Origin of the sequence: Candidatus Salinivivens marinus, assembly GCF_965655845.1 — a bacterium.
GTDB classification, from domain to species: Bacteria; Pseudomonadota; Alphaproteobacteria; order Rhodobacterales; family Rhodobacteraceae; genus Salinivivens; species Salinivivens marinus.
Genome location: NZ_CBFHHX010000001.1, coordinates 43270 through 70235, shown reverse-complemented (window position 1 = coordinate 70235; position 26966 = coordinate 43270). Strand labels below are relative to the sequence as shown.

Genomic DNA, 26966 nt, shown 5'->3' with positions numbered 1-26966 from the left:
GTGATGTAAATGGTAATTAGCTGGGCGATAATATTCTAATCAAAACTCTTAAGTCGCGACTTATATCAGTTTTTGACCAATTTTTGAGGCAACATCTGTCATTCTGCACGAAAACGCCCATTCATTGTCATACCAAGCAAGTATTCTAACCAAGTTATCACCAACTACTCTAGTTTGATCTGGAGCAAATATCGAAGAGTGGGTCGTGTGATTGAAATCAATTGAAACTTTCGGTTCAGGATCAAATGCAAGTACTTTACTCATATTACCTTTGGAAGCGTCTTCTATAATATCATTAATATTTTGCGATGAAATTTTCTTTTTGGCCTTAAAGGTAAGATCAATGGCTGACACATTGGGAGTAGGTACCCTAATTGCCGTTCCATCAAGCTTTCCATCTAATTCAGGGATCACTGTTCCTATTGTTTTTGCTGCTCCTGTGGAAGTTGGTATCATAGCCAGAGCGGCAGCACGACACCGGTACAAGTCGTCGTGGCGTTTGTCTAATGTAGGTTGGTCACCAGTGTAACTATGTATCGTAGTCATCATCCCATATTCTATACCTACTGTTTCATTTAAGACCTTTGCAATAGGGGCCAAACAGTTTGTCGTGCACGATCCATTTGATAGAATTCGATCATTTCTTGAAATTTTATGATCGTTAACTCCAAATATAACTGTTCGATCCACATTTTTTGCTGGCGCTGAGATTAGTACAGATTTAGCGCCGTTTTTTACATGCGCTATAGCTTTATCATAGCTCGTAAATTTACCGGTGCACTCAAGAACAACATCACATCCTGACCAATCTAAGTCATCGGCATTGTAAGAGGATAGAACTTCAATGGGACCTCTTCCAAGATCGAAGCTGTTTTGGTTAACGTCAACCTTGCCCGCAAAACGACCATGTACACTGTCATATCTTAGAAGATGCGCGTTTGTTTCAATTGAACCTGGGGCGTTAACTTTTGATACTATTACATCGTTTCGGCCATATTCAAAGATACCTGCTAAGGTTGTTCGCCCAATTCGCCCAAAACCATTTATTCCCAGTGTTACCGTCATTTTATCCCCAATATATTTGATTCTCTTATAACCAATTTATTAGTAATAAAAACAATATTTTTATTTAAAATTAGTATGTTAGCGGTAAAATTACATGTTTGCGCAAACAGTTAGCGCAAACTATTCTATACCGAGAGAAAAATAATACTGAGGTTTAGGTACGGGATCACATTACAAAAGACTTATAGCTTCTGAGGCAATTCTATCTGGTGTAATGCCAAAATGGTTAAACAAAACTTCAGCAGGAGCAGATGCGCCAAAACTTTTCATACCTACAAATGAAGATTTGTTTGCTCTCGCTCTATGACCTAACAACCATTCATCCCAACCAGTTCTAACACCGGCCTCGATACCAATTCTAATTGCTTGGCCGGCAGGTAATATGCGTCTTTTATAGGTTTCGTCTTGTTGTGAAAATAATTCCATGCAAGGCATAGATACTACCCTGGTCCCTATTCCCTTATCTTCAAGTAATTCGCGTGCTTGCAAGGCAATAGAAACTTCGGATCCGGTCGCAATTAATATAACCCGTCGGTTTTTTGATGCTTCTTCCAAAATATATGCACCTTTAGATACTAAGTTTGCAAACTGGTGCTTTTGTCTAACAGTGGGGAGATTTTGCCTAGACAGCGCCAAAACTGATGGCGTATTCTTCATTGATAAAGCTATTTCCCAACATTCAGCAGTTTCAATTGTATCAGCAGGTCTAAATACTAATGTATTTGGAGTAGAACGGGATATAGCGAGGTGCTCTACCGGCTGATGTGTGGGGCCATCTTCTCCAAGCCCAATACTGTCGTGGGTCATAACAAAAATAGTTGGTATTTTCATAAGTGCGGCAAGTCTCATTGCCGGTCGTGCATAATCAGTGAAGCACATAAATGTTCCGCCGTACGGTCTAATGCCTCCATGAAGAGCCATACCATTCATGGCAGCAGCCATGGCGTGTTCTCGAATGCCGTAGTGTATATAACGACCTTTCCGATTGTTTTTATCAAATATTTTCATATCGTTTGATTTAGTATTATTTGATCCGGTAAGGTCTGCTGAGCCTCCTATCGTTTCCTGCATAAAGCTGTTTATTGCATTTAGTGTCAGTTCACTTGATTTTCTTGTCGCTATTGTGGGTGATGCCGCGCTACTTTCTTTCTTGAATTTACGAATAGCCGAGGTCAGTTTTTTTGGAGCATCTCCGCTAAAAATTCTTTCAAACTCCTTTCGTTTTGAATTTGATAAACTTTCTAGGTGAGACCGCCATCTTTGGAATGCCTTATCTCCCTCGAGACCTGCTTGTTCCCACTGCTCTTTAATCGATTTGGGAATATCAAATGGTTTGTGGCTCCACTGATAAACTTCTCTCGCATCTTTAATTAGTTCTGGATCGGTTAAAGCTCCATGACCCTTTGATGTGTCCTGTGCTGCTGTGCCTATCGCTATATGGGTTTTACAAGCTATCATTGTAGGTTTTTCAGACTTTTTTGCAGCTGAAATTGCACTATCAATTTCTTCAGGATCATGACCGTCTATCTCTATAACCTCCCAACCGGAGGCCTCAAAGCGTGTTTTTTGGTCGGTTGAATCTGTAAGATCTACAGTTCCGTCTATCGTGATATTGTTGTTGTCCCAAAAAACGATAAGTTTGTGTAAACGTAAATGTCCTGCAAGGCTGATAGCCTCCTGACTGACGCCTTCCATCAAACACCCGTCACCGGCAATTACGAAAGTATGGTGATCAATAATGTTTTGCCCAAATCTTGCGCGAAGGCTTTCTTCGGCAATAGCGAATCCCACCGAATTTGCTATCCCTTGTCCCAATGGACCGGTAGTTGTTTCTATAACATCTGATAGAAAATTCTCTGGATGGCCTGCAGTTTTTTTACCAAGCTGCCTAAAATTCTTTAGTTGATCTATGTCAAAATCAGCATAGCCACAAAGATATGCAACACTATAAAGAAGCATCGATCCGTGACCTGCAGATAAAATAAATCTGTCTCTATCTGGCCAGTTAGGTTGTGCGGTGCTAAATTTAAGATGTTTTTCGAACAAAATCGTAGCAACATCTGCCATCCCAATTGGCATGCCAGAATGGCCAGAATTTGCAGCCGCTACAGCGTCCAGTGTTAAAACACGTATGGCGTTAGCCTTCTCCCAGTGTTGAGGGTGAAGTTTTCGAAGCTTTTCAATTTCCATCGAAGACCGAGTCCTTCAGCAGATTAATCCATGTCAATGCATAACATGAGTATTGCGAAGTTCAAGTGAACAGTGAGGGCTGCTGATAATGATTAAAAGTTTTTGAATAAGAAAACTTAATCTATGAAAAATTTCCAAACAGGTTTATAAAATATTGTATATCAGTAATATATCCTAGAGGACTTGATTAAAGGGTAATATATGGAGCAAATAGTCGATTTAGAGCGTAGAATAGAGTTGGCGTTAAACGAAATTGAGCGCTCAGTATCTCTATATTCCAGAAATTCTCGTGTTGGTAGTGAACCCGCTAATGAAGAGTTAGAGAAACTTTCAATTGAGAATAAAAAGCTTGAAGCAGCAATTGAAGAATTAAAAGCTAAGCATAGTACGGAGCTGCAATCTTTATTAGCTGAAAGAGAAGAAGAGCGAGAAACCGTGAAAAAACTCTACAAAAGATTAACTGAAGTTGTTGAAAATTCTGGAGAATAAAGTCTATGCCTGAAATTAAGCTATCAATAGGAGGCAGAGATTTTCAAGTCGCTTGCCAAGAGGGTGAAGAAAATTTTCTCACTGACGCTGCAAATTTGTTAAATTCTGAGTCACAAAAATTGGTTTCACAGTTAGGTAGATTGTCGGAGTCTCGCATGTTGCTGATGGCAGGTTTAATGTTGGCTGATAGAATGATAAATCTAGAGAAGTCGATTAATGAGCGAGAAAAGCAAATTGAACAGAAAGAAATAGACTTAGAGAAATCGATATCTGCTGCAAAAGCTGCCTCCGATAGTAAGCCAGCGTTTGCTAATGATATTTCTGACCTTCTGGCTAAGACTGCTAAGCGATTAGAAAGCGTCGCTAAATTAACCTCTAGTCAGTAATTCTTTAAAATACGAAGTGGTAATCAGGCGTTTGCTTCGCGGATTTTTTCAGCTGCGTCTTTATCAAATTCAATACCATTTTTCTCAAATAAACTATCGAGTTCGCCTGATAAAGCCATCTCTGTAATTATATCACACCCGCCTACAAACTCTCCCTTGACATACAGCTGCGGAATTGTTGGCCAGTCAGAAAAGTCTTTTATTCCTTGTCTAACTACTTCATCCGCGAGTACATTTATGTCCTCATAGTCGACACCAATGTAATTTAGAACACCTGCTACTTTGCTCGAAAAGCCGCATTGAGGCATAGATTTATTGCCTTTCATGTACAAGACAACGTTGTTTTCCTCGATGGTTTTTTTTATTTGTTCGTTTACTTCAGACATTATTGTTCCTTTAACTATCAGATGGGGCCTTGGTTGTTAGCGCCAATGCATGTAACTCGCCATTTGAACCATCCATTTTTCCTTTTAAGGCAGCATAAACTGCCCTTTGTTGCTGTACACGGTTCATATTTTTGAAACTTTCATCAATAACCTCTGCAGAATAATGATTTCCGTCTCCTGCCAGGTCAGTAATTGTAATACTAGCATTTGGAAATTGCTCGCGTATCATATTCTCAATTTCATTTGCCTGCATAGCCATTTCAAATCTCCTTACGGCATCTTAAATATTCTTTTCACCTAAGAACAAGCCTAAAAAATCTATAGAGACAAATCTAGGTGATTAGTTAAAAATTTCAGCAAAAGAATTTCGATACTTGCTAAAAATTTCATCTTTGTCTGAATAAAAGTCTCCAAATTTGATTTTATCACCACCAAGCGTTCCAATATTTTCAATTGACACTTTAGCTTTCTTTGCATTGACAAAAAGTAACTCAGCTTGATCAAAATTACATGCAATAAGATATCGAGCTTGATCTTCTCCAAAAAGTTTAGCTGGATCTGAAGTTTGGATTTCCATGCCAAGATTTCCCTTTTCAGCTAATTCAAATGCTGCCAGTGCGATGCCACCATCTGATAAATCAGTGCAAGCATTTATGAGGTGCCTATTGTTCAATATGAAATAACCATTCTGTTTTTCAGCCATCAAGTCTACTTGGGGTGGAGAGCCATCTTGCAAATTAAACATTTCATCAACAATTGCAGACTGCCCTAAATGCCCAAAAGTATCTCCAACAACCAGCAAAAGGTCACCTGAGATAACAGAGTTTAATATTGGTTCTTCGTCTTCATTTATTAGTCCTACTGCACCAATTGTTGGGGTAGGTAGTATTGGCTCGCCGTCCGTCTCATTATATAAGCTTACGTTGCCCGAGACTATCGGCATTTCCAGTTTTTCAGCCGCCTCTGCGATACCTTTTATAGCGAGGACAACTTGTCCCATAATTTCAGGTTTTTCTGGGTTACCAAAATTTAAGTTGTCTGTTGATGCTATGGGTTTTGCTCCCACCGCACATAGATTACGGAATGCTTCAGCTACAGCTTGTTTCCCGCCTTCCAACGGATCAGCTTTCACGTATCGTGGTGTCACATCGGCCGTAAATGCTAAACTTTTATTCGTTCCATGAACCCTAACCATACCTGATCCAGTCCCAGGGGTAATTACTGTATCAGCCATTACCTGACTATCGTATTGTTGATAAACCCATTTCTTGCAGCAGTAGTTTGGAGAACTTATCAGGGATAGCAAACCCTCAAGTGGGCTGAAGCTTTTTATAACTTGCAAAGGCTTTACTTTTGGTGGTTCTTTCCAAGAACGGTCATATTCCGGCGAATTTCCAGATAAAGCTTTTAATGGAACTTGAGCCTTTATTTCTCCATTATGTTCAATAATGAATAAGTCCTCAGGTATAGTTTCTCCTATAATTGCAAAGTCTAAGTCCCACTTTTCAAATATTGCTCGACTTTGCTCTTCTTTCTCGGGTTTAAGAACCATAAGCATCCGCTCTTGGGATTCTGACAGCATCATCTCGTATGCTGTCATATTTTTCTCGCGTGTTGGAACGAGATCTAAGTTGAGTTTAATTCCAAGGTTTCCCTTATCACCCATTTCTACCGCAGAACATGTTAACCCTGCAGCACCCATATCTTGAATTGATACAACTGCATCTGTCTTCATTAGTTCCAAACAAGCTTCAAGGAGTCTTTTCTCTGTAAAAGGATCTCCCACTTGAACAGTAGGTCTTTTTTCTTCAATTGTGTCGTCAAATTCAGCAGATGCCATTGTTGCTCCGCCGACACCATCCCTCCCTGTTTTTGCACCTAGATAAACCACAGGCATTCCAACTCCAGATGCTGCAGAGTAAAAAATCATATTGTGATCAACTAAACCAGCTGCAAAAGCATTTACCAAACAATTTCCATTATATGATTTATTAAATCGGATTTCTCCCCCAACAGTGGGAACTCCAAACGAATTTCCATAACTACCGATGCCTTCTACAACACCGTGCACTAGTTCTTTCGTTCTTGGATGGTTTATTTCCCCAAATGATAAGGCGTTCATAGCTGCTATGGGACGTGCGCCCATTGTAAATACGTCTCTGAGTATTCCTCCAACGCCAGTTGCAGCGCCTTGATGTGGCTCTATGTAACTTGGGTGGTTATGGCTTTCCATCTTAAAAACAACAGCTTGATTGTCCCCAATGTCTACTATTCCAGCATTCTCACCAGGCCCGCAGATTACATTTTCACCCTTCTTTGGAAGTAATCGTAGCCATTTCTTAGATGATTTATATGAACAATGTTCATTCCACATCGCAGAAAATATCCCCAGTTCTGTAAATGTTGGATTTCGACCGATAATTTCCAGCAGAAGGTCGTATTCGCTAGAGTTAAGGCCATGACTTTCTATAAGTTCCGATGTGATTGCAGGCTCTAACATTTTATTCCTTGATTTGTTGCTGTTTCTAGTAATGGATTGATAAAGTGAGAGCAATGGAAAGGTTTTTATGATAAGGGTTTTTAGGTCGATGTGCTTAATAAATGGTGTAATTTATTGAGGTACAAACGAATAAAAGTTAAAAACTTTTTAAAAGTTTTTAGTACAAGTATTTTTAAGTTTTGAACGATTATCGAATGGAAACAGTTTTTGGAACTTATAGATTTAAATAAAAAGTTTTTTATTAGGGGATTACAAAATGCGTGGTTTCACTCCTAATGAGTTTAATGCTAGATTGTCTAAGGCCCAAATTTTATTACAAAAGTCTGATCTTGATTGCCTATTGGTAACAAATGAGGCGGATTTTCGCTATTTTACAGGATTTTTAACTCGTTTTTGGGAAAGTCCGACGAGGCCATGGTATTTGCTAATTTTTGCCAATTATCCGCCAATAACTATAGTGCCATCTATCGGAGTACATTTACTAAAAAAAACTTGGTCTGGTGAAATTCGTTCTTGGGAAAGTCCAAATGTTTCCGACGAGGGTATTTCATTGTTGCAAGATATTTTATCTGAATTTCTTCCAAAAAATGGAAAAGTTGGCCTTCCGTCAGGTCCAGAAACATTGTTGCGTATGCCACTCGTTTACTTCAATCAAATAAGGTCGTCGCTAGATAAACTTCACTTTGTAAGTGACTGTGAAATAGTTAAAAATTTGAGATTAATTAAATCTCAAGCAGAAGTTGAAAAAATCAGCCAAGCCGCTGCAATTGCTGGACGTGCATTTTCTCGAATAAATGAGGTTGCAGGTAGTGGTGTCCAACTCTCGAAAGTTTTTAGAGATTTTCAAGCTTTGTGTTTAGATGAGGGTGCTGACTGGGTATCTTATTTGGCTGGTGCATCAGAGCAGGGTGGATATTCTGATGTTATATCTCCTGCTAAAGATGCACCATTAGTAGCAGGAGATGTTTTGATGTTAGACACTGGGGTTGTTTATGATGGCTATTTTTGTGACTATAACCGAAATTTTGGTGTAACTGAGATCTCCAATAGGCTGAGCTCTAACTGGGATCGATTGCAAGAGGCAACGGAGGCTGGTAAAAATATGCTCATCCCCGGAAATACTGCGAAACAGGTGTTTTTTGCAATGAATGCAATTCTTCAAGAAAATAAGAAAAGAAAAAATAGCTCTGGCCGTTTAGGTCATGGGTTGGGTATGCAGCTTACAGAATGGCCTTCCTTTTCAAAATATGATGAAACAATATTACAAGAAGGTATGGTCGTTACACTTGAGCCAATAATAGATATAGATGACGAAAAGATATTAGTTCATGAAGATAATTTTTTAATTACGGCAAATGGTCCAGAACAAATTAGTCCTCAATGTAATCCAACAATACCTGTAATTTAGAGAAATCTAGTGCGGAAAGTTTCTTACGAAATCGGTTTGCCTATAGGCTCTAAGGCTAAACTTGGCTTAATTGTGCTCCAAGCTGATGAAACCATTGAATACGAGTTTTGGCAGCTAATATCAAAGTTGGATTTGGCGCTTCACGTGAGTCGCATTCCTAGTAATAGTGAAGTATCTAAGGATGGCTTAATGGCCATGAAGAAAGAACTGTCGGAAGCTGCAAGTTTGTTTCCTGAAAAAATTAGATTTAATGTTGTCGGCTACGCCTGTACCAGCGCTTCGAGTATAATCGGCTCTAAAGTTGTTTCAGATATGATTAGAAAGGGATGTGTTGCACAGGAGGTTTGCAACCCTATCTCAGCTTTAATAGCCGCTTGCAAGCAAATGAAAATAAATGATCTTTTGTTTTTGACACCTTATGTTAGCGATGTTTCTGAGCATTTAATTGAGGAGGTTAATTCTAATGGGATTAGAACAACCGTAACAGCTAGTTTTGATGAAAAAAACGAAGCGAGTGTAGCGAGGATAAGACCAACTTCAATAGTTGATGCAGTAAATGAGCTATATTCGGGACAGTCGGCAATATTCATTTCATGCACTAACCTTCAAACATTTACTATTATAGAAGAAATTGAAAAAAAATGTGGTTGCATTTGTTTTTCGTCAAACCAAGTCTTAATTTGGCAGATGTTACGTCTTGCCCACATTGATCATAATCTTAGAGGTTATGGTAAACTTTTAAGTAAAAGTTAGATCTGCAAAATTAAGAGGGTAAATATAAAATTTAAGCGAACTTAAGTGTATCAGCCTGGCAAGCTCAAAAATATTTCAAGATGTTTGCAATTTAACCTTTTCTTGCTCCAATTTAATTTTTTTTCGGTGTTCTATAATTTCGTCTTGGACAAAATCACGAAAGGTTTCTATTTTTTTTGAATGACGTAGTTCTTCTGGGTAAGCTAAATAAACAGGTACCTCAACAGATTCTACGTCATGCAAAACTCTCTGTACCCCGTCAAAGTCCTGTGTGACATAATCTGGTAAAACACCAATCCCTAGGTCATGAATTACAGCCTGTAAAACTCCAAAATAATTATTAACGGTCAGCATTGAGGGTAGATCATATTTTATTAAGTTTTGAACAAGTTCTAATCCTGCGCCAACCTGTGCAGACTTAGGATTTTGACAAATAAGTCTATGCTTTTTCAAGTCGTCTAAAGTTTGTGGTTCACCGTTCTGCGATAAGTATCGCGGAGAAGCATACAAGCGCATTTTAACAGTCATGAGCCGTTTTCTGATTAAATCGGCTTGGCTAGGTTCTTTCATTCGGATTGCTACATCTGCCTCCCGCATTGGCAAGTCAAGCACTCGTTCTTCAAGCATCAGATCAATTTTGAGTTGTGGATAGGCCTCGTAAAGTTTTGGTAATCTAGGAGCCAACCACAATGACCCAAAACCTATTGTAGTAGTTACTCTAAGTTCTCCATATATTTCCTCCTCACTATCTTTAATTCTGGCAGAGGCTGCATCTATTCTTTTTGACATAGATTTTGTTGCATCGAATAATAACTCGCCCTGTTCTGTGAGAATTAGACCTCGAGCGTGTCGATGAAACAAAATGGTGTTTAAGCTTTCTTCAAGTGATCTTATTTGACGACTTACTGCCGACTGCGATAGATGAAGTGTATCTCCTGCGTGCGTTAAACTGCCGGCATCCGCCACTGCATGAAAAATCCTAAGTTTATCCCAGTCCATAAGTATCTCAATATTTTTTTGATATTTGTAAACTAAATCTCTTAAGTTTCAATGAATTAAGTATTGCTTGATATAAAAATTTCCTATGAATTAAGTGTTGCTCTCAATACCACTGGATAATTTATTCTTATTAATATAGGGGCCTTAAGTAACAACAATGTATGTAGATCGTTATGAATAAAAAATTTTGTTACTATATAAGTTATGCACACTCTTCAACTAGTGGATTAGGTGGATCCTTTACAAGGGTTTTAGAGAACACTACGGGTAGGTTGGCTTTGCGAAAAAGCTCTAAAAGATGGCTACCTAACTTGAATTCTATGCAAGTCTTTTGGCACTCAATCATGGAAGTTTATGGAGTTACAATAGACGTAATGCAGGGTGACATTAGCGACATTCCTAGTCGGGAGCCTTTGATCGTAGTCGCTAACCATCCATACGGAATTTTGGATGGTTTAGTCATTGGATCCATTCTGGCACAATGTCGTGCAAACTTTAAAATTGTTGCAAATGATATTTTTAACAAAGCACAGCATTTAAAAGACACTATTCTTCCTATTTCATTTAAAAATGATCGTGATGCGATACTACTAAACTTGGGAACAAGAAAAAATGCCCTCAAGCATTTGTCGCAGGGGGGGGCAATTGGAATATTTCCAGGAGGCACAGTATCCACTTCATCTAGATTATTTTCTGAACCAGCTGACCCAGTTTGGAGATCATTCACTGCTAAAATGATTTTGAAATCAAACGCTGTTGTCATGCCTATTTTTTTTGATGGCAGCACTAGTAGAATATTTCAATTAGCCAGTCACTTTCACTCTGCATTGAGGGCTGGCTTATTAATGCGCGAATGCAAGTTGCGTTTAGATAAGTCTGTAAGCTTAGTAATAGGTAAGCCAGTTTCGCGAAATATATTAGAATCATATAAAAACGATCCGGTCGGCATGATGGATTTTTTGAGAAGAGAAACGTATAAATTATCACCAAATAAAAATCAAACTTTTGAATATGGGTATGAGTTTGGAAGCAAGCATCGAAATATGTAGGTATTTTATATGGCAGTAGGCATCTTTGACTCAGGGCTTGGTGGATTGACTATTCTTGATGCAGTCTCAAATAGAATGCCGAGCCAATGTTTTATTTACTACGGTGATAACGCTAATACACCCTATGGAGTAAGAGACTCTGATGATATTTACAAATTAACTACTACTGGATTAGAAAAATTGTGGGATGAAGGCTGTGATTTGGTTATTCTAGCGTGTAATACAGCCTCAGCTGCAGCACTGCGATCTATACAAGAAAAGTTTTTACCAAATGGTAAGAGATGCTTAGGTGTTTTCGTTCCATTAATTGAGGCTTTAACAGAGCGCAACTGGGGAGATAATTCGCCGCCACGAGAGGTTTCTGTAAAAAATGTTGCTCTATTTGCTACTCCAGCCACCGTTTCAAGCAGAGCTTTTCAACGCGAACTTGCCTTTCGTGCAATTGGTGTTGACGTAGAAGCCCAGGCATGTGGAGGGGTTGTGGATGCAATTGAAGATGGTGATCTAATACTTGCTGAGGCATTGGTCCGTAGTCATGTCGATGCATTAAAAAGAAAAATGCCTTTTCCTGAAGCGGCAATACTCGGGTGTACGCATTATCCACTTCTAGAAAAGAGTTTTAAGGAATCTTTGGGGCCCGATGTCAAGGTTTTCTCTCAGGCAAGCCTAGTGGCAGCAAGTTTACAGGATTACTTGGAGAGACACCCTAATATGAAAGGAGCTGCCACAGCTTCTAAATTTATCACTACCGGGGACCCCAAGAAGGTTTCGGACCGCGCAACACAGTTTTTAAAACGTAAGATTGACTTCGAACGCTTTTAAATCTTAAGTTTTGGCAAAAAGAGAGTATGAATGAAGCATAAATTAGCAATAATTGGAGCATCTGGCTACACAGGCGCTGAGCTTATAAGGCTAATCGAGACGCATCCAAAAATGGAAGTAACAGCACTAGTCGGGAATACTAGAGCTGGTTCGTCAATGTCGGACATATTTTCACATCTATCCCATATGGAACTTCCATACTTAACAAAACTTGAAGAAACAGATTTCGAACGAATTGACCTATGTTTTTGTGCTTTGCCCCATAAGACAAGTCAGCAAGTTATTGGTCAACTTCCCGAAAGTCTTAAGGTCATAGATCTGAGTGCAGACTTTCGCTTGAGAGACGTTAATGATTATGAAAAATGGTATAAAGAGAAACATGTTGAGACGGAACTTCAAAAAAAAGCCATTTATGGTTTAACAGAATTTTATCGCGAGCGGATTAAAGGCGCAAATCTTGTTGCAGGCACTGGGTGCAATGCAGCCCTCGGTCAGTATATATTACGGCCACTTATTAGTTCAAATGTAATTGATTTGGAAAATATTATCTTAGATATGAAATGTGCGGTTTCAGGTGCAGGTCGTGCAATGAGAGAAGACTTGCTACACTCAGAATCTTCCGAGGGAATTAGGGCTTATGCGGTGGGTGGAATTCATAGACATCTGGGAGAATTTGATCAGGAATTTTCACTGCTTGCCGGTCAGCCTGTGCAAATTCAATTTACTCCCCATCTTATCCCGGCAAATAGAGGTGTACTTGCGACTGCCTATGTAACGGGAAAGTCAGAAGAGATTTATGATACACTTTGCCAGCGATATGTTGATGAGCCCTTTTTACATGTTTTGCCGTTCGGTAAAATGCCGGCTACTCAAGACGTAAGGGGTTCGAATTACTGTTATCTTGGGGTAGTTCAAGATCGTAAGCAAGATAAAACTATCATAATTGGCGCTCTGGATAATTTAACTAAAGGTAGTAGTGGTCAAGCCATACAGAATGCCAATTTAATGTTGAATGAAAAAGAGACTTTGGGGCTGGAGATGGTCCCTTGTTTTCCATAAGTTTGTTAAAATGAAGAATTTGAAGAAAAAGCGCCGAGTTCAGATCATCAGCATTGCGTTCGTTGCATTGGCAACTGCTACTATTTTGATAGGTTTTGCGATGAAGGATGGGATTAATTTTTTTAAAAGTCCTACCCAAGTTGTTGAAAATACACCCAACCCTAATGAGGTATTCAGGATCGGAGGGCTGGTGGAGGAGGGCAGTTTGCTTCGAGGTGTTGGTGAAACCATTTCATTTAATGTTACGGATGGTAATGAAAGTGTTAATGTTAAATTTACAGGGATCTTGCCCGATCTATTTGAAGAAAATCAGGGTATGGTTGCAATGGGTAAATTTTCCGATGGAGTATTTTACGCCTCTGAAATCTTAGCTAAGCATGATGAAACTTACATGCCAGCTGAAGTAATTGACGCACTTAAAGAACAAGGGGTTTATCAAGAACCGAAATAATGATTTAACGTACTGAAACCCTCTTAATTATTTTTGAGCGAGGAATTTCATAGTTCATGATTACTGAGTTAGGTCATTTTTGTTTAATATTGGCGATGTTGGTTGCTTTTTTGCAATGTATTGTTCCATTTCTGGGCGCTCGAAAAAATAGTTATGGAATGATGAACTTTGGTGCGACCGCTGCAAATTTACAATTTGCTCTTTTAACGCTTTCTTTTGGCGCCTTGACACATGCTTTCGTAACTTCAGATTTTTCCGTTCGTTTGGTAGCTTTAAATTCTCACTCTTTAAAACCGCTGTTGTATAAGATTAGTGGAGTATGGGGTAACCATGAGGGTTCTATGCTTTTGTGGGTACTGATATTGGCTTTGTTTGGAGCTAGTGCTGTTTGGTTTGGAAGTAATCTTCCGATTAGATTGAAGGCTACAGTTCTCTCTGTTCAAGGAGCAGTTGGACTTGCGTTTTTGATATTTATTGTCTTTACCTCTAACCCATTTCTCCGTATTTTCCCAATCCCATTCGATGGCCAAGATCTTAATCCATTACTTCAGGACCCAGGTTTAGCTTTTCATCCTCCATTTTTGTATCTGGGCTATGTTGGGCTAAGTATGTCATTTTCCTTCGCAGTTGCCGCTCTTATAGAAGGCAGAATAGATGCAGCTTGGGGAAGATGGGTAAGGCCGTGGACACTTGCAGCTTGGCTTTTTTTGACAATAGGGATAGCACTTGGAAGCTGGTGGGCTTATTATGAATTAGGTTGGGGAGGTTTCTGGTTTTGGGATCCGGTAGAGAATGCATCTTTTATTCCCTGGTTGTGTGCGGCAGCACTTCTTCATTCTGCTATAGTTGTTGAAAAGCGCGAAAACCTAAAAAGTTGGACAATTCTTCTTGCGATATTAGCATTTGGTTTCTCACTTACGGGGACTTTCATTGTGAGATCTGGCTTACTAACCTCCGTCCACGCTTTTGCGAATGACCCTGAACGAGGATTCTTTATCTTACTAATCTTTTGCTTTTTTGTAGGCGGTGCTTTGACGCTTTTTGCATTTCGCTCTAATTCACTTCAGGCAAAAGGTGTATTTTCTGTCGTAAGCAGAGAGAGCTCGCTGGTTGCTAATAATATTTTGTTAGTTGTTTCTGCTTTTGTTGTTTTTGTTGGAACGATTTGGCCTTATATTGCGGAAATATTTTTTGATAGAAAGTTGAGCGTTGGACCTCCATTTTTTAATATTGCTTTTACACCTTTCATGGTCGCGCTTGGGTTAATCTTGCCAATAGGCGCGATGGTTCCTTGGAAGAGGGGAAGATTAAACAAAATTTTAAAATCGCTTTTGATACCAATCAGCTTTGCTATTTTATTGGCCTGCTTTGTTTGGGCGTTACAATCCCAAAAAACTATACTTGGCCCTATGGGTTTGTTTTTAGGAGTGTGGATAGTAATAGGAGCTTTGTATGATCTATATAGCCGAACTGGATCAAATCGAAATTTGTTGAGACTCTTTCGTTTACCTCGTTCCGATTGGGGAAAGACTGTTGCTCATGTTGGATTTGGTACCACGATATTTGCTATTTCAGCATTGGTTGCTTGGGAAAGTGAAGATATTCGCACAGCAAGTATTGGTGAAACTTGGTCTTTTTCAGGTTATGATTTTACTTTGCAGTCGGTTGAGAATTTGTCAGGTCCTAATTATTTTTCTGTTCAAGCGTCCATTAAAGTTGTTCAGGATGGTGAGGCTGTAGCAACTTTGTTTCCGGAAAAAAGAAATTATCCTGTTGCTCAGATGCCGACAACAGAGGCTGCCATAGATTACAAGCTGACCAGAGATGTTTATTTAGTTTTAGGTGACCGCCAGCTTGATGGTAAATGGACTGTTAGAACGTACATAAAACCATTTGCAAATTGGATATGGGCTGGATGCATAATAATGGCTCTGGGTGCATTGATATCATTATCGGATAGGCGCTACCGAGTAGCGGCAGGAGCAAAGTCAACCCCAAGAATTGAGATAAAAAAAGCCTGAAAATGATTTTTAAAAAAATAATTTTTATTTTCGCTTTAGCTACGTGCTCAATAGCTAATGCTGTTGAACCTGATGAGGTTCTTGCTAATCCTAAGCTGGAGGAGCGCGCGAGGCAAATCTCTAAAGATTTGAGATGCTTAGTTTGTCAGAACGAGAGTATTGATGAAAGTGATGCGGCTCTTGCAAGAGATTTGAGAGTATTAGTAAGGGAACGACTTCAGGCAGGTGATAGCAATGATGAAGTAATAAAATTTGTAGTTGATCGCTATGGAGAGTTTGCCTTGCTACGCCCGCGAATTGACGGTGTGAATTATTTATTATGGTGGTTCGGCCCATTATTTTTACTTTTTTCAGTATTAACAGCTGTATTTTATGTAAGAAAACTTGGAAACATCTCAAAGACCCAAAATGATTTAACTGCACCGCTTAATGATGAAGAACGGAAGAAATTAAAAGAGATTATGGGTGATTGAGACTATTTAACTTACTCCAACAAGATAGAGACGGTTAACTGAATTATGAATTACGAAAATATACTGGTTGAATACGAAAATTCTGTGGCAACTATTATTTTGAATAGGCCAAATGTAATGAATGCTTTAAATTCACAAATGAGGGCAGAGCTTACGGATGCTGTTACTCGATATTCTAAGGAAGCACGGGTGGTTGTTCTGACTGGTTCGGGAAGCGCGTTTTGTTCGGGGCAAGATTTAGGCGATGGCAACTCGTTACAGTCAGTAGATTTAGAGAGAACTTTACGAGATGAGTATGAGCCATTAATACGTGCAATTGTTAATTCCCCGATACCAACCGTAACTGCTTTAAATGGGGCGGCTGCAGGTGCAGGGGCAAATTTGGCATTAGCAGCAGATATCGTAATTGCGAAATCCAGTGCTTATTTTGTGCAGGCTTTCAGTAGAATTGGTTTAATTCCAGATGTCGGTGGCACTTATTTCCTGCCGCGAGCTATGGGCTTGGCTAAAGCTATTGGCTCTTCAATCTTTGCGGATAAAATTATGGCCGCTGAAGCTCAGGAAATTGGATTAATATATGAATATGTTGAAGATGATAATTATGACATCCATCTAAAATCAAGAGTAGAGTATCTTTCCAATGGACCAACAGTTGCTTTTACTGGGATCAAGACAGCAATGCGAAAATCTTTAAATAACTCTTTAGATGAACAGTTAGAGCTTGAGGCTAAATTACAAAAAAAATGCGGCAATACACGTGATTTCCAGGAAGGTGTTTTAGCGTTTCATGAAAAAAGAGATGCTAAATTTGAGGGGCGGTAAGGTCTCTTATTTGACTATCTATTTTCTATGTCTACGTAGTCTCGTAAGGTTTCGCCAAGATACAGTTGTCTAGGTCGTCCAATTTTTACTTGTGGATCTGCGATCATTTCTTTCCATTGCGATATCCACCCAACAGTCCTAGAAACTGCAAATATTGGAGTAAACATTGAGGTTGGGAAGCCCATTGCTTCTAGGATAATCCCTGAATAGAAATCAACATTAGGAAAAAGCTTCTTTTCTATAAAGTATTGGTCATTAAGAGCCATGTTCTCCAGCTCTTTTGCGACTTGTAAGAGAGGATTATCTTCAATACCAAGCAGTTCTAATACTTCATCTGCTGACTTTTTTAGTACTCGAGCTCTTGGGTCTATATTCTTATATACTCTGTGGCCAAATCCCATCAACCGAAATGGGTCGTCTTTATCTTTTGCTCTCGTAATATATTCTGGGATACGATCGACAGTTCCAATTTCTTTCAACATTTCTAGACACGCCTGATTTGCGCCTCCGTGTGCTGGGCCCCAAAGGCAGGCGATTCCTGCAGCGATACACGCAAATGGGTTGGCACCAGAGCTACTTGCTAAACGAACCGTTGAAGTAGACGCATTTTGCTCATGATCTGCATGTAATGTGAATATTCTATCCATCGCACGGCTTAAAATTGGATTTACTTGGTATTCTTCGGCTGGTACTGCAAAGCACATTCTTAAAAAATTTGACGCATAATCCAAATTATTAAGGGGATAAACAAAGGGCTGCCCAATTGTGTATTTATACGCCATGGCGGCAATTGTTGGCATTTTTGCAATAAGCCTTATTGATGCTACTTCTCTTTGCCAAGAATCAGTTATGTCTGTGCTGTCATGGTAGAATGCTGACATTGCACCCACGACGCCGGTCATAACCGCCATAGGATGAGCATCACGACGGAAACCTCTGAAAAAGTACATCATCTGCTCATGTAGCATTGTGTGGGTTGTGACCCTGTGCTCAAAATCTTCTAACTCAGCCCCAGTTGGCAAATAACCGTATAAAAGTAAAAAACATACTTCCAAATAATGCGACTTATCAGCGAGTTGATCTATAGGATATCCGCGGTGAAGCAGTTCACCTTTGTATCCATCTATAAATGTTATTGTACTGTCACAGCTAGCGGTAGAGGTAAAGCCAGGATCGTATGTAAATACACCTGCTTGATTGTATAATGTTGTAACGTCAATTACATTGGCGCCGGCTGATGGAGAATGAATAGGAAGTTCAATCTCGTTTGCACCAATAATAAGTTTTGCCGTTTTTGATTTGCCAGCCATAATGTCCTCCAAAATGCTGCAACTAGTTGATGCTTTAACTCCGCATTATCCTGACGTGGTGTGAATTAAATTTAATTTTTATACGTATCTTCAAACTCAATTAGCCGCTCAATAGTTTCAACTCTTCCTAGAACTATCATCATATCAAACACACTTGGTGTTTTAGGACTTCCCGCAAGGGCTGCCCTTAAGATGGGAGCTACATCTCGAAACTTCAGTTCAATCTGCTCACAAACGAGGTTTAACAACTCTTCTAAATAGTTCCGGTCCCATCTAACATTTTGCAGTTGCGGCGTCAATATTTTGAGAACATTTAAAGGTAAATCTTCGATTCTCCCCTCAATGTCTGGGTCAAGACAAATTGGTCGTTCTTGAAGAATAAATCTATTTTTTTCAATTAGTTCAGAAAAGCTCTTAACAGCATTTTTTGTGAAATCTAGTGACTTAAGAAGGCCGTTTAACTGTGCCTGTGAAAAGGCTGGTTGACCCACAGCTTTCAAGTATCCTGTTAGCTCATGCAGCAGCGCAGCATTATCTGTATTAGCTATATGCAACTTTGAAATATTGGACAATTTTTTAAAGTCAAACCTCGATGGACTTTTCCCAATACTTTGCAAATTAAACCATGTTTTTGCTTGTTCATCAGTAAAAAACTCATCGTCGCCATGGCTCCAGCCCAGACGCGCAAGGTAATTTCTCATTGCAGCTGCTGGATAGCCCATTTTTTTATACTCAATCACGCTTGTTGCGGCGTTACGTTTTGATAATTTTTTCCCATCTGCACCATGTATAAGTGGAATGTGTGCATAAACTGGAATTGCCCAATTCAATGCAGAATAAATTAAATTTTGTCTGGCTGCATTGTTCAGATGGTCGTCGCCTCGAATAATATGCGTAACACCCATATCATGATCATCCACTGCAACAGCCAACATGTAAACGGGCGAACCGTCAGATCTGAGTAGGATCATATCGTCTAGTTGACTATTCTTTATTACAATATCTCCCTGAACCTCATCTTTAATAATCGTAAACCCATTTTCTGGAGCCTTAATTCTTATCACAAAAGGTTTTTTTGGGAATGTGCTTGGTAAGGCATTTCTCCAAGGGCTTCGAAAAGCATTTGGACTTTTATTGTTAATTGCCAAATTTCTTAAGTCATCGATCTCCGTTTCTGTTAAAAAACATTTGTATGCTTTGCCTGTTTCCAAGAGCTTATTTGCAATCTCAACGTGACGTGGTGCCCTCTTTGATTGGCTAATAGGCTCACCATCAAAATCTAGTCCTAGCCATTTCATTCCGTCGAGGATAGCGTCCTGTGCAGCATCGGTAGAACGATTTTTGTCTGTGTCTTCAATTCTAAGTAAAAATTTTCCATTTCTACCTCTGGCATACAACCAATTAAATAGAGCTGTTCGGGCAGTTCCTATATGCATATCGCCGGTAGGAGATGGAGCAATTCGTGTCACAACGTTGGACATTAATTTCGCCTCTGTGCTGTTTTTAAGTAATTATGCTCAGTTCTTATAGTTAATAATACCAATGAACAAGCAAGTCTTCTTAGACCTACAACGGCATATGTTAACTCAAAACCATTTGCGAGGAACGATTGTTTTCTGGCTAAATCAACTAGTAAGACCTTATTAGCCCGACCAGTCGCCCTTGGACTTTTACGTCACCACTTGGCAGTATTCTGGTTTCATATGCCGGGTTGGCTGCTTCCAACGCTATTGCATCGCCTCTGTAAAAAAATCTCTTTAATGTTGCTTCACTATCTTTCACGAGTGCTACAACAATATCGCCATTTACTGCTGTTTTTGTTTCTTTTATTACGACAATATCCCCATCGTTAATTCCTTCTTCAATCATGGAGTCACCCTTTACTTCTAGCGCATAATGCTGCCCTCCATTCCTTAGCATGTGCCCTGGAACGGCTACATTATGGGAAATTTGACTTATAGCTTCAATGGGAACTCCGGCTGCTATTCGTCCCATTACTGGTAGCTCGCTAGTATGAACTGATTCGGAAAGAGTTCGAGGGTTTACGTCCTCATCGCTTGCCGGATTTTTGGTGGAAACGCGGCTTAGTTTGGTTACTTTATTGTTTGTTTCTAGTGAATCTGGCAGTTTAACTATTTCTATGGCGCGCGCTCTATGAGCAAGCCTTCGAATGAATCCCCGTTCCTCGAGAGCGGTTATAAGTCTGTGAATTCCAGACTTTGAGCGTAAATCCAAAGCCTCCTTCATTTCGTCAAAAGAGGGTGGTATTCCGTCTTTATTCAAATGCTTGTTTATATAATTTAATAAATCGAGCTGTTTTCGTGTAAGCATGCTTTATCCTCAATTTTTTACCTTTGTTCTACTAATGTTCCTTTTTTGTGTCAAGCTTTTGTGAGTTTTTGTTAAATTTTAATGTATTCGCACAGTGTTTTCGCCTGTAGAGCCTTTGCGTGCGCAGCTCTGATAAGAAGCGCATCTGCATCGCATAATAAAGCCAAACGTGCACTATCTTGGTTCTCTACAGGTTCAAGATATCCGTTTGGTAATAAAACTGCACGCATGTAGTGTTCGCGTGGTCCGTTTTTTGGAAGTGAGGTGCTACACGGAGCCATCAGGCGGGGCGCGCTTTTTTTCTCTAACCCTAGCATTGCCTGTATCAATGGTCTGATAAAGACATAGCCACAAACCAAGGCTGAAACTGGATTTCCAGGCAGCCCAACAAGTGCGGTCTCGTTGATTTTTCCAGCCATCAATGGTTTCCCAGGACGCATTGCCACCTTATGAAAGCTTTTATCAACGCCAAAATTATTGGTTGCTTCATTTATTAGATCATATTTACCAACTGAAGCACCGCCAATTGTAATAATTAGATCTGCGTCTTGCGCTAAGCCTATTATATATTCAATAGATTTTAAGTTATCCTGAGCTATTGGTAATATTCGTGGTTCAGCGCCGCACTCCTTACAAAGGGCAGCTATTCCGTATGCGTTAGATGCAATTATTTGATCAGGCTTAGGTGTCTCTCCTGGAAATACTAACTCATCACCAGTAGAAATTATTGCTACTGTTGGTTTCTTTCGGACGCTTAAATGTGCGAAATTCATAGCTGCCAAAAGTGAGATTTCTTTTACCCCAAGTATTAAGGGTGTTTTCACTTTGTATCCTTTTGAAAAGTCCGAACCTTCGAGCCTTATATTTGATTTTTTATCAAAGTTTTCTTTTACAATTATAAACTTTTTGTCAGCCTCTACATCCTCTTGCATGAGCACAAGATTCGCTCCATCTGGGACCTGAGAGCCAGTAAAAATTCTTACTGCTTCATTTTTATTTATTTTTTTTGGATAAGAATGACCTGCGGCAGACTCGCCAATGACTTTAAATTCTGCGCCTGATTTCAAGTTTGCTTTATGTATAGCATATCCATCCATCGCTGATGACGGGAAAGGGGGGTTGCTGCGAGTTGATTCCAACGGTTTGGCCAGTACACGTCCTAAGCATTTTTTTAGCTCAACGGTTTCAACAGGTGTAACTTTCGCGATCAAAAATAATTTTTCTAATGCCTCTGTTACAGAAATCATGGATTTTCGATACGTCCTGATTTTCCGCCGTCTTTCATAGTCAGTCGGATATTACCAATTTCAATCGTTTTATCTACGGCTTTCAACATATCATAAATTGTTAGGCAGCTAACTGTTACAGCAGTTAAAGCTTCCATTTCCACTCCAGTCGGCCCATTAGTTTTTACGTGAGCTTCTATATCAACTCCTGGCAATTCTCTGTTTGGCTGAAGATTTATTTTAACGTTGCTTAGCGGGATTGGGTGGCAAAGTGGTATTAAATCCGACGTTTTTTTGCATCCCATTATGCCTGCTACGCGAGCAATTGACAATACGTCACCCTTCTTGGCTTTCCCCTCGGTCATTATATTGAAGGTCTCACGTTTCATTCTAACGGCACCTTTTGCGATGGCTAATCTGTCGGTATTATCTTTTGAGCTTACGTCAACCATGTGAGCGTTGCCCTTATTGTCAAAGTGGGTCAAAGATTTAGACATTTATGGTCTCAATGGATTGCTTAGAATTTTCTGGGTTGCTGTTTTAACGTTTGGTTGTCGCATTAAACTTTCTCCTATTAAGAATGATCGTACGTCTAATTCTGCCATTGATCGGAGGTCCTCGGTATTGAAAAGTCCACTTTCGCTAACAATCAATCGATCACTGGGTAAAAGTTTTGATAATCTTTTTGTTGTTTCAAGTGAAGTCTCAAACGTTTTCAGGTCCCTGTTGTTTACTCCAATCATGGGTGACTTTAGATTCATTGCTCTCTCAAGTTCTATTTCATTGTGTACTTCAATTAAAACATCCATGTTCCAGGAAACCGCGGCATGTTCTAGCTCTTCTGCTTGTTGATCACTGACCGATGCCATGATTATCAGGATACAATCTGCGTTTAATGCACGTGCCTCAGTAACTTGGTAAGTATCATACATAAAATCTTTGCGTAGGGCAGGGAGTTGAGTTGACTTTCTGGCATTTGTTAAAAAATCTTTATCACCCATAAAACTTGGCTTATCCGTTAAGACCGACAAACAGGTAGCGCCTCCTTCTTCATATGCCGTGGCTAATTTTTCTGGATTAAAATCTTCTCTAATTAAACCTTTTGAAGGAGATGCTTTTTTAATTTCTGCTATCAATCCGTATCCGTCCTTCTGAGCATGTTTTATTGCTCTATAGAAGTTCCTTACTGGAGATGCAGCTTTTGCAAGCTCCTCGATCCTGCTCACAGATACTAGTTTTTTGTCTTTTTCAATTTCTTTCAGTTTATACTCTTTAATATTATCCAAGATGGTCATAGTCATAGCTCACCGTTAGAAACCTTTTTTACTAGTTCTAAAGATTCCTTCGCTTTGCCACTGTCTATACTATCAGCTGCATACTCAACGCCCTCTTTTAATGAGCCACACTTTCCAGCAATCAACAGCGCTGCGGATGAGTTTAAAAGCACAGCGTCCCTATATGCACTTTTTTTGCCCTCAAGTAGTGCTTTTAGTTCAGATGCATTTTCTGCCGGAGACCCGCCAAGTATTTCTGATAACTTGTGAGTAGGTAACCCTGCATCTTCTGGATGAACCTCGAACGAACTAATTTTTCCATCAAAAAGTTCGACTACAGTTGATACACCAATGATGGTAAGTTCATCGGTTCCGTCAGATCCATGCACCAACCAAGCTTTTTCACAGCCTAGTGTATCTAAAGTTTCAGCCATAGGGAAAAGTAAGTCTGGTGCAAACGCACCACTTAGCTGACGTTTTACACCTGCAGGATTGGTTAATGGTCCAAGAATATTGAAAATGGTCTTACATCCAAGTTCTTGCCTGATCGGCATAACATGCTTAGTCGCTGGGTGATGCATTGGAGCCATCATGAATCCAATACCAGCATTTCGGATTTCTGCCTCTACGACATCTGCTTCAACCATTACATTTATTCCAAGGGCCGTTAATGCATCAGCGGCCCCAGATTTTGAACTTAAATTTCTGTTACCATGTTTTGCAACTGTTACTCCGGCACCTGCTACCACGAAAGCAGACGCTGTAGAAATATTGAGTGTTCCAACTCCATCCCCGCCAGTGCCAACTATATCAATAGAACCTGATGGAGCATCTACAGGAATGCATCTCGATCTCATTGCTTCAGCGGCAGCGGAATATTCTGAAACGGATTCACCTCTTGCTCTCATCGCCATCAAAAAGCCACCCACCTGCGAGGGAGTAGCTTTTCCTTCAAACAGGATATCGAACGCTAATTTTGCTTGGGCAGTACTTAGCGGACCCTCTGAGGCTGCATAAATTAATGGTTTCATTTCCTCAGTCATAGTTTGATCCCTGTATTACTAATAAAATTCTTTACTAATTTATGCCCATGCTCCGATGCAATGGATTCTGGATGAAATTGCACCCCAAAAATAGGAAGTTTTTTATGGGAAAGTCCCATTATAGTTCCGTCCTTGAGCCATGCTGTTTTTTTTAAATCACTCGGTAAATTCTCTCTTGAGACAACTAAGGAGTGGTATCGTGTGGCACTAAATGGCTCAGGCATTCCTTTAAATAGTCCTGTACTATCGTGGTGAATTTCTCCCATTTTCCCATGAATAATTTCATGGCAACGAATTATATCCCCCCCAAAGGCCTGTGCGATCGTTTGATGTCCTAAGCATACTCCAAATACAGGTATTTCGCTTTCGGCGGCTTTTAGTGTTAATTCCAAACAGATTCCGGCTTGATCTGGATCGCAAGGGCCAGGCGATAAAACTATTCCTGATGGTCTCATATTTATAGCATCAGTTGCAGTAATAGCATCATTGCGCTTTACAATTATATTTGGTGACAATGCACCTATTAAATGAACCAAATTATATGTAAAACTATCATAGTTATCTATAATAAGGATCATAATTTTTCCCTTTAGCACGATCAGGACTAGCGTCAGAAGTCTTCGTCGAGTATTATTTATTATGTGATAGTTGTGGGTATCAATGTGTGCAAGTGTTTTAAGTTTATGCGTGCATTTTTATTCGAGGAGAGAGAACGATTATTAGGTTTTTAATTGGTGTTATTTCTGCGCTAATACTTGGAGGAATAATTATCAGTATCCCTTCAACGGTAAGAATAGTATCGGGCAAAAGTAGTGCACTGCCAACTAAGGTCATATTAGAAGTGCCTTCTGGCTCAGAATTTAATCAGTCGAGGCCTGATTTGCCTCCTGTTGCAATTTACCAACTCGAGCCTGTGATAATGCCATCAAATGATAATTTTTTAGTTTTAGACACAGATTTTGAGACTAAATTAACTGAGCAAATGACAGCGTCCGCTCTTGAACCAATAACTGATCAGCTTGGAGATAACCTTGTTGAAGCACTTGGTCAGCCGACCGCCTCACAAAACCAACTGTTTCAACCGCAGCTCTATGAAACACGGCCAATCTTGCCATCTATATCCAAAAATTTGGATTCCTCGTTTGTATTAATCGAGACCCCAATGAAAAACCCTTCAACTCAAACAACTAATCAAGCCCTTGATCAGGTGGAATATGATGGAACTGATAATCTTCGACTAGAAGATTTTAATCCAGATCTTCCAGCTGAACCATCAGTACCTTTATTAGAAGCAAATCCAGTTGGGGGCAGCGTGCAAAAATCGAATTAATAGTGCCAATGTTTGTAATACGGTTACTCATTTAAATATGCTGTATAAGTAAGCATCTTTGGAAAGCCGGTTTAATCTTTCAGAGTCCGGAAAACGGCAGCATCAGCTGCAGCACGTCTTATTGCATTAGATTTGTGAACCGTTTCCATATATTCATCTTCCGGTACGCTGTCATATACTACACCGCCACCAGCCTGAATATAAAGCTTTTGGTCCTTTAAAATAGCTGTGCGCAGTGCAATACACATATCCATGTCGCCAGCTGCACTGAAGTAGCCGACTCCGCCACCGTAAACGCCTCTTTTTTCAGGTTCTAATTCATCAATGATCTCCATTGCTCTAACTTTTGGAGCACCAGAAACTGTGCCTGCAGGCATGCCTGCAAAAAAAGCGGATAGAGCGTCATGTTCCGGTGCAAGCTCTCCAACTACATTTGAAACTATATGCATCACATGACTGTATCGCTCGATTATAAATTCCTCAGTTGGTATGACTGAGCCGATTTTAGATACACGTCCAACGTCATTTCTACCTAAATCTAGTAGCATTAAATGCTCAGCTAATTCTTTTTTGTCGTTTAGTAATTCAACTTCTAAAGCTTTGTCCTCCTCGGGAGTTTTCCCTCTGGGACGTGTTCCGGCAATCGGCCTTATTGTAATTTCGTTGTCAAACACTCTTACGAGAATTTCAGGACTTGCGCCAATAACTTGAAAATCTCCAAAATTAAAGAAGAACATGAAAGGAGAGGGATTTGTTCGGCGCAAAGACCGGTATAAGGAAAAAGGTGGTAACTTAAAATCTTGAGTCCATCTTTGTGACGGTACTACTTGGAAAATATCACCAGCCGTAATGTACTCTTTAGCTTTCTCAACTGCCTTTAGATAATTGGATTTCGAAAAATTAGAAATTGGTGGATCTATATCTTTTGGATTTCCTAAATCTCTAGTTTCTAATATTTCACATTGAAGTTTTTTAACGGCACCAGCAATTAATTTTGATGCATTTTCGTAAGACTTTTTTGCATCGTTTTTCTGATTATGCCAAACTGGCACTACTAATATAACCTCACCCTTAGCTCCATCTAAAACAGCAACCACAGAGGGACGTAAAAATACTCCATCTGGCAATCCAATTGGATCCGGGTTTAAATTAGGAAGGTTCTCTATCAGGCGGATGGTGTCGTATCCCAAGTAACCAAAAATCCCAGCGCTCGCCTGTGGTAAATCTTTCGGAATATCAATGTAACTGTCGGATAATAGTTTCCTCAAACTAGTTAAAGGATCAGCTTCCTGCCTTTCAAATGTGCAAGGCTCATTATCTTCCACTCTTTTTAAATAACTCTCATTTCCAGCACATTTCCAGATCCTATCGGGGCGCATACCGATAATGGAGTATCGTCCTCTTATTTCGCCACCAGTTACTGATTCAAGAATAAATGAATTTTCTTCCCCGTTTGTTAGTTTAAGCATTAAAGATACTGGGGTGTCCAAGTCTGCGGCTAATCGACAGTAAACTAATTGGCTTATTTCATTCGTATAGTTTTTCTCAAAATGCTCATAAGTTGGTGTAAGTTTCATAA

27 protein-coding genes are annotated in these 26966 nt (G+C 39.7%); 12 read left to right on the top strand and 15 right to left on the bottom strand.

All coding sequences use genetic code 11. The features are described 5' to 3' along the window. Positions 1-60: 60 nt before the first annotated feature. Positions 61-1065: a type I glyceraldehyde-3-phosphate dehydrogenase gene (gap, locus tag ACTF5Q_RS00395; protein ID WP_438952759.1), complete on the bottom strand. Its 1005-nt coding sequence runs from the start codon at positions 1063-1065 to the stop codon at positions 61-63. Positions 1066-1236: 171 nt separating this feature from the next. Next, complete coding sequence (gene tkt, locus ACTF5Q_RS00390; RefSeq protein WP_438952758.1) at positions 1237-3255, bottom strand: transketolase; 2019 nt, start codon at positions 3253-3255, stop codon at positions 1237-1239. Positions 3256-3456: 201 nt separating this feature from the next. Between tkt and ACTF5Q_RS00385 the strand changes: the two genes are divergently transcribed. Further along, on the top strand, positions 3457-3744 hold the full coding sequence (locus ACTF5Q_RS00385; RefSeq protein WP_153695687.1) for a hypothetical protein: 288 nt from the start codon (positions 3457-3459) through the stop codon (positions 3742-3744). A gap of 5 nt (positions 3745-3749) precedes the next feature. Beyond that, complete coding sequence (locus ACTF5Q_RS00380) at positions 3750-4130, top strand: cell division protein ZapA (RefSeq protein ID WP_438952757.1); 381 nt, start codon at positions 3750-3752, stop codon at positions 4128-4130. Positions 4131-4153: 23 nt separating this feature from the next. Here ACTF5Q_RS00380 and grxD read toward each other — a convergent pair whose 3' ends face one another. From grxD to purL, 3 genes are all read right to left on the bottom strand, one after another. Beyond that, a complete protein-coding gene (gene grxD, locus ACTF5Q_RS00375; protein WP_153695685.1) occupies positions 4154-4516 on the bottom strand; it encodes a Grx4 family monothiol glutaredoxin in 363 nt (120 codons plus the stop codon). Positions 4517-4526: 10 nt separating this feature from the next. Further along, positions 4527-4775, bottom strand: coding sequence for a BolA/IbaG family iron-sulfur metabolism protein (locus ACTF5Q_RS00370; RefSeq protein ID WP_153691086.1), 249 nt, complete (start codon positions 4773-4775; stop codon positions 4527-4529). Positions 4776-4856: 81 nt separating this feature from the next. Then, positions 4857-7016 carry a phosphoribosylformylglycinamidine synthase subunit PurL gene (purL, locus tag ACTF5Q_RS00365; protein WP_438952756.1) on the bottom strand — a complete coding sequence of 720 codons (2160 nt, stop codon included), beginning with the start codon at positions 7014-7016 and terminating at the stop codon, positions 4857-4859. 256 nt (positions 7017-7272) lie between these two features. On the opposite strand from purL, the gene ACTF5Q_RS00360 reads away from it, so the two are divergent. Then, a complete protein-coding gene (locus ACTF5Q_RS00360) occupies positions 7273-8424 on the top strand; it encodes a M24 family metallopeptidase (protein ID WP_438952755.1) in 1152 nt (383 codons plus the stop codon). 9 nt (positions 8425-8433) lie between these two features. Continuing rightward, positions 8434-9177 (top strand): maleate cis-trans isomerase family protein, encoded by a 744-nt coding sequence (locus ACTF5Q_RS00355; RefSeq protein WP_438952754.1) that lies wholly within the window; start codon positions 8434-8436, stop codon positions 9175-9177. A gap of 75 nt (positions 9178-9252) precedes the next feature. Here ACTF5Q_RS00355 and ACTF5Q_RS00350 read toward each other — a convergent pair whose 3' ends face one another. Continuing rightward, on the bottom strand, positions 9253-10176 hold the full coding sequence (locus ACTF5Q_RS00350) for a LysR family transcriptional regulator (protein WP_438952753.1): 924 nt from the start codon (positions 10174-10176) through the stop codon (positions 9253-9255). Positions 10177-10349: 173 nt separating this feature from the next. Between ACTF5Q_RS00350 and ACTF5Q_RS00345 the strand changes: the two genes are divergently transcribed. Genes ACTF5Q_RS00345 through ACTF5Q_RS00315 form a run of 7 tightly spaced genes read left to right on the top strand, consistent with a single transcriptional unit; the run spans position 10350 to position 16873 of the window. Next, positions 10350-11225, top strand: a complete 876-nt coding sequence (locus ACTF5Q_RS00345; RefSeq protein ID WP_438952752.1) for a lysophospholipid acyltransferase family protein — start codon at positions 10350-10352, stop codon at positions 11223-11225. A gap of 9 nt (positions 11226-11234) precedes the next feature. Further along, positions 11235-12047 carry a glutamate racemase gene (locus ACTF5Q_RS00340; protein ID WP_438952751.1) on the top strand — a complete coding sequence of 271 codons (813 nt, stop codon included), beginning with the start codon at positions 11235-11237 and terminating at the stop codon, positions 12045-12047. 30 nt (positions 12048-12077) lie between these two features. After that, positions 12078-13106: an N-acetyl-gamma-glutamyl-phosphate reductase gene (gene argC / locus ACTF5Q_RS00335; RefSeq protein WP_438952750.1), complete on the top strand. Its 1029-nt coding sequence runs from the start codon at positions 12078-12080 to the stop codon at positions 13104-13106. Positions 13107-13116: 10 nt separating this feature from the next. After that, a complete protein-coding gene (gene ccmE, locus ACTF5Q_RS00330; RefSeq protein ID WP_020044734.1) occupies positions 13117-13557 on the top strand; it encodes a cytochrome c maturation protein CcmE in 441 nt (146 codons plus the stop codon). A 56-nt stretch (positions 13558-13613) separates the two neighbouring features. Further along, a complete protein-coding gene (locus tag ACTF5Q_RS00325) occupies positions 13614-15578 on the top strand; it encodes a heme lyase CcmF/NrfE family subunit (protein WP_438952749.1) in 1965 nt (654 codons plus the stop codon). Positions 15579-15580: 2 nt separating this feature from the next. Further along, positions 15581-16051, top strand: coding sequence for a cytochrome c-type biogenesis protein (locus ACTF5Q_RS00320; protein ID WP_438952748.1), 471 nt, complete (start codon positions 15581-15583; stop codon positions 16049-16051). A 45-nt stretch (positions 16052-16096) separates the two neighbouring features. After that, complete coding sequence (locus tag ACTF5Q_RS00315; RefSeq protein ID WP_438952747.1) at positions 16097-16873, top strand: enoyl-CoA hydratase-related protein; 777 nt, start codon at positions 16097-16099, stop codon at positions 16871-16873. Between the two features lie 14 nt (positions 16874-16887). On the opposite strand, the gene gltA is transcribed toward ACTF5Q_RS00315, so the two are convergent. The 8 genes from gltA to ACTF5Q_RS00275 all read right to left on the bottom strand — a co-directional run bounded on the left by gltA (position 16888) and on the right by ACTF5Q_RS00275 (position 24635). Next, a complete protein-coding gene (gltA, locus tag ACTF5Q_RS00310) occupies positions 16888-18183 on the bottom strand; it encodes a citrate synthase (RefSeq protein ID WP_438952746.1) in 1296 nt (431 codons plus the stop codon). A gap of 71 nt (positions 18184-18254) precedes the next feature. Beyond that, positions 18255-19664, bottom strand: coding sequence for a glutamate--tRNA ligase (gltX, locus tag ACTF5Q_RS00305; RefSeq protein ID WP_438952745.1), 1410 nt, complete (start codon positions 19662-19664; stop codon positions 18255-18257). Positions 19665-19812: 148 nt separating this feature from the next. Beyond that, positions 19813-20514 carry a transcriptional repressor LexA gene (lexA, locus tag ACTF5Q_RS00300; RefSeq protein ID WP_438952744.1) on the bottom strand — a complete coding sequence of 234 codons (702 nt, stop codon included), beginning with the start codon at positions 20512-20514 and terminating at the stop codon, positions 19813-19815. Between the two features lie 71 nt (positions 20515-20585). Beyond that, positions 20586-21761, bottom strand: a complete 1176-nt coding sequence (locus ACTF5Q_RS00295) for a molybdopterin molybdotransferase MoeA (protein WP_438952743.1) — start codon at positions 21759-21761, stop codon at positions 20586-20588. Beyond that, positions 21758-22237, bottom strand: coding sequence for a cyclic pyranopterin monophosphate synthase MoaC (gene moaC / locus ACTF5Q_RS00290; RefSeq protein WP_438952742.1), 480 nt, complete (start codon positions 22235-22237; stop codon positions 21758-21760). The genes ACTF5Q_RS00295 and moaC overlap by 4 nt, the downstream gene beginning before the upstream one ends. Next, complete coding sequence (trpC, locus tag ACTF5Q_RS00285; protein ID WP_438952741.1) at positions 22238-23041, bottom strand: indole-3-glycerol phosphate synthase TrpC; 804 nt, start codon at positions 23039-23041, stop codon at positions 22238-22240. It lies immediately after the preceding gene. Then, positions 23038-24057, bottom strand: a complete 1020-nt coding sequence (gene trpD / locus ACTF5Q_RS00280; RefSeq protein WP_438952740.1) for an anthranilate phosphoribosyltransferase — start codon at positions 24055-24057, stop codon at positions 23038-23040. The genes trpC and trpD overlap by 4 nt, the downstream gene beginning before the upstream one ends. After that, positions 24054-24635: an anthranilate synthase component II gene (locus ACTF5Q_RS00275; protein ID WP_438952739.1), complete on the bottom strand. Its 582-nt coding sequence runs from the start codon at positions 24633-24635 to the stop codon at positions 24054-24056. The genes trpD and ACTF5Q_RS00275 overlap by 4 nt, the downstream gene beginning before the upstream one ends. A 263-nt stretch (positions 24636-24898) precedes the next feature. Here ACTF5Q_RS00275 and ACTF5Q_RS00270 point away from each other — a divergent pair, with 263 nt between their 5' ends. Continuing rightward, on the top strand, positions 24899-25387 hold the full coding sequence (locus ACTF5Q_RS00270; protein WP_438952738.1) for a hypothetical protein: 489 nt from the start codon (positions 24899-24901) through the stop codon (positions 25385-25387). A 71-nt stretch (positions 25388-25458) separates the two neighbouring features. On the opposite strand, the gene trpE is transcribed toward ACTF5Q_RS00270, so the two are convergent. Then, the gene (trpE, locus tag ACTF5Q_RS00265; protein ID WP_438952737.1) at positions 25459-26964 is read right to left on the bottom strand and encodes an anthranilate synthase component I; all 1506 of its coding nucleotides are present in this window, start codon (positions 26962-26964) and stop codon (positions 25459-25461) included. Between the last annotated feature and the right edge of the window lie 2 nt (positions 26965-26966).

Excerpts from the sequence above, each read along its gene's own strand:
- ACTF5Q_RS00345 (WP_438952752.1), top strand. The coding sequence starts at position 10,350 with ATGAATAAAAAATTTTGTTACTATATAAGTTATGCACACTCTTCAACT.
- trpC (WP_438952741.1), bottom strand. The coding sequence starts at position 23,041 with ATGACTATGACCATCTTGGATAATATTAAAGAGTATAAACTGAAAGAA.
- ACTF5Q_RS00360 (WP_438952755.1), top strand. The coding sequence starts at position 7,273 with ATGCGTGGTTTCACTCCTAATGAGTTTAATGCTAGATTGTCTAAGGCC.
- gap (WP_438952759.1), bottom strand. The coding sequence starts at position 1,065 with ATGACGGTAACACTGGGAATAAATGGTTTTGGGCGAATTGGGCGAACA.
- ACTF5Q_RS00340 (WP_438952751.1), top strand. The coding sequence starts at position 11,235 with ATGGCAGTAGGCATCTTTGACTCAGGGCTTGGTGGATTGACTATTCTT.
- argC (WP_438952750.1), top strand. The coding sequence starts at position 12,078 with ATGAAGCATAAATTAGCAATAATTGGAGCATCTGGCTACACAGGCGCT.
- ACTF5Q_RS00315 (WP_438952747.1), top strand. The coding sequence starts at position 16,097 with ATGAATTACGAAAATATACTGGTTGAATACGAAAATTCTGTGGCAACT.
- ACTF5Q_RS00325 (WP_438952749.1), top strand. The coding sequence starts at position 13,614 with ATGATTACTGAGTTAGGTCATTTTTGTTTAATATTGGCGATGTTGGTT.
- gltX (WP_438952745.1), bottom strand. The coding sequence starts at position 19,664 with ATGTCCAACGTTGTGACACGAATTGCTCCATCTCCTACCGGCGATATG.
- ACTF5Q_RS00320 (WP_438952748.1), top strand. The coding sequence starts at position 15,581 with ATGATTTTTAAAAAAATAATTTTTATTTTCGCTTTAGCTACGTGCTCA.
- ACTF5Q_RS00350 (WP_438952753.1), bottom strand. The coding sequence starts at position 10,176 with ATGGACTGGGATAAACTTAGGATTTTTCATGCAGTGGCGGATGCCGGC.
- ACTF5Q_RS00385 (WP_153695687.1), top strand. The coding sequence starts at position 3,457 with ATGGAGCAAATAGTCGATTTAGAGCGTAGAATAGAGTTGGCGTTAAAC.
- ACTF5Q_RS00275 (WP_438952739.1), bottom strand. The coding sequence starts at position 24,635 with ATGATCCTTATTATAGATAACTATGATAGTTTTACATATAATTTGGTT.
- purL (WP_438952756.1), bottom strand. The coding sequence starts at position 7,016 with ATGTTAGAGCCTGCAATCACATCGGAACTTATAGAAAGTCATGGCCTT.
- lexA (WP_438952744.1), bottom strand. The coding sequence starts at position 20,514 with ATGCTTACACGAAAACAGCTCGATTTATTAAATTATATAAACAAGCAT.
- ACTF5Q_RS00295 (WP_438952743.1), bottom strand. The coding sequence starts at position 21,761 with ATGATTTCTGTAACAGAGGCATTAGAAAAATTATTTTTGATCGCGAAA.
- grxD (WP_153695685.1), bottom strand. The coding sequence starts at position 4,516 with ATGTCTGAAGTAAACGAACAAATAAAAAAAACCATCGAGGAAAACAAC.
- gltA (WP_438952746.1), bottom strand. The coding sequence starts at position 18,183 with ATGGCTGGCAAATCAAAAACGGCAAAACTTATTATTGGTGCAAACGAG.
- ccmE (WP_020044734.1), top strand. The coding sequence starts at position 13,117 with ATGAAGAATTTGAAGAAAAAGCGCCGAGTTCAGATCATCAGCATTGCG.
- trpD (WP_438952740.1), bottom strand. The coding sequence starts at position 24,057 with ATGACTGAGGAAATGAAACCATTAATTTATGCAGCCTCAGAGGGTCCG.
- tkt (WP_438952758.1), bottom strand. The coding sequence starts at position 3,255 with ATGGAAATTGAAAAGCTTCGAAAACTTCACCCTCAACACTGGGAGAAG.
- trpE (WP_438952737.1), bottom strand. The coding sequence starts at position 26,964 with ATGAAACTTACACCAACTTATGAGCATTTTGAGAAAAACTATACGAAT.
- ACTF5Q_RS00370 (WP_153691086.1), bottom strand. The coding sequence starts at position 4,775 with ATGGCTATGCAGGCAAATGAAATTGAGAATATGATACGCGAGCAATTT.
- ACTF5Q_RS00380 (WP_438952757.1), top strand. The coding sequence starts at position 3,750 with ATGCCTGAAATTAAGCTATCAATAGGAGGCAGAGATTTTCAAGTCGCT.
- moaC (WP_438952742.1), bottom strand. The coding sequence starts at position 22,237 with ATGTCTAAATCTTTGACCCACTTTGACAATAAGGGCAACGCTCACATG.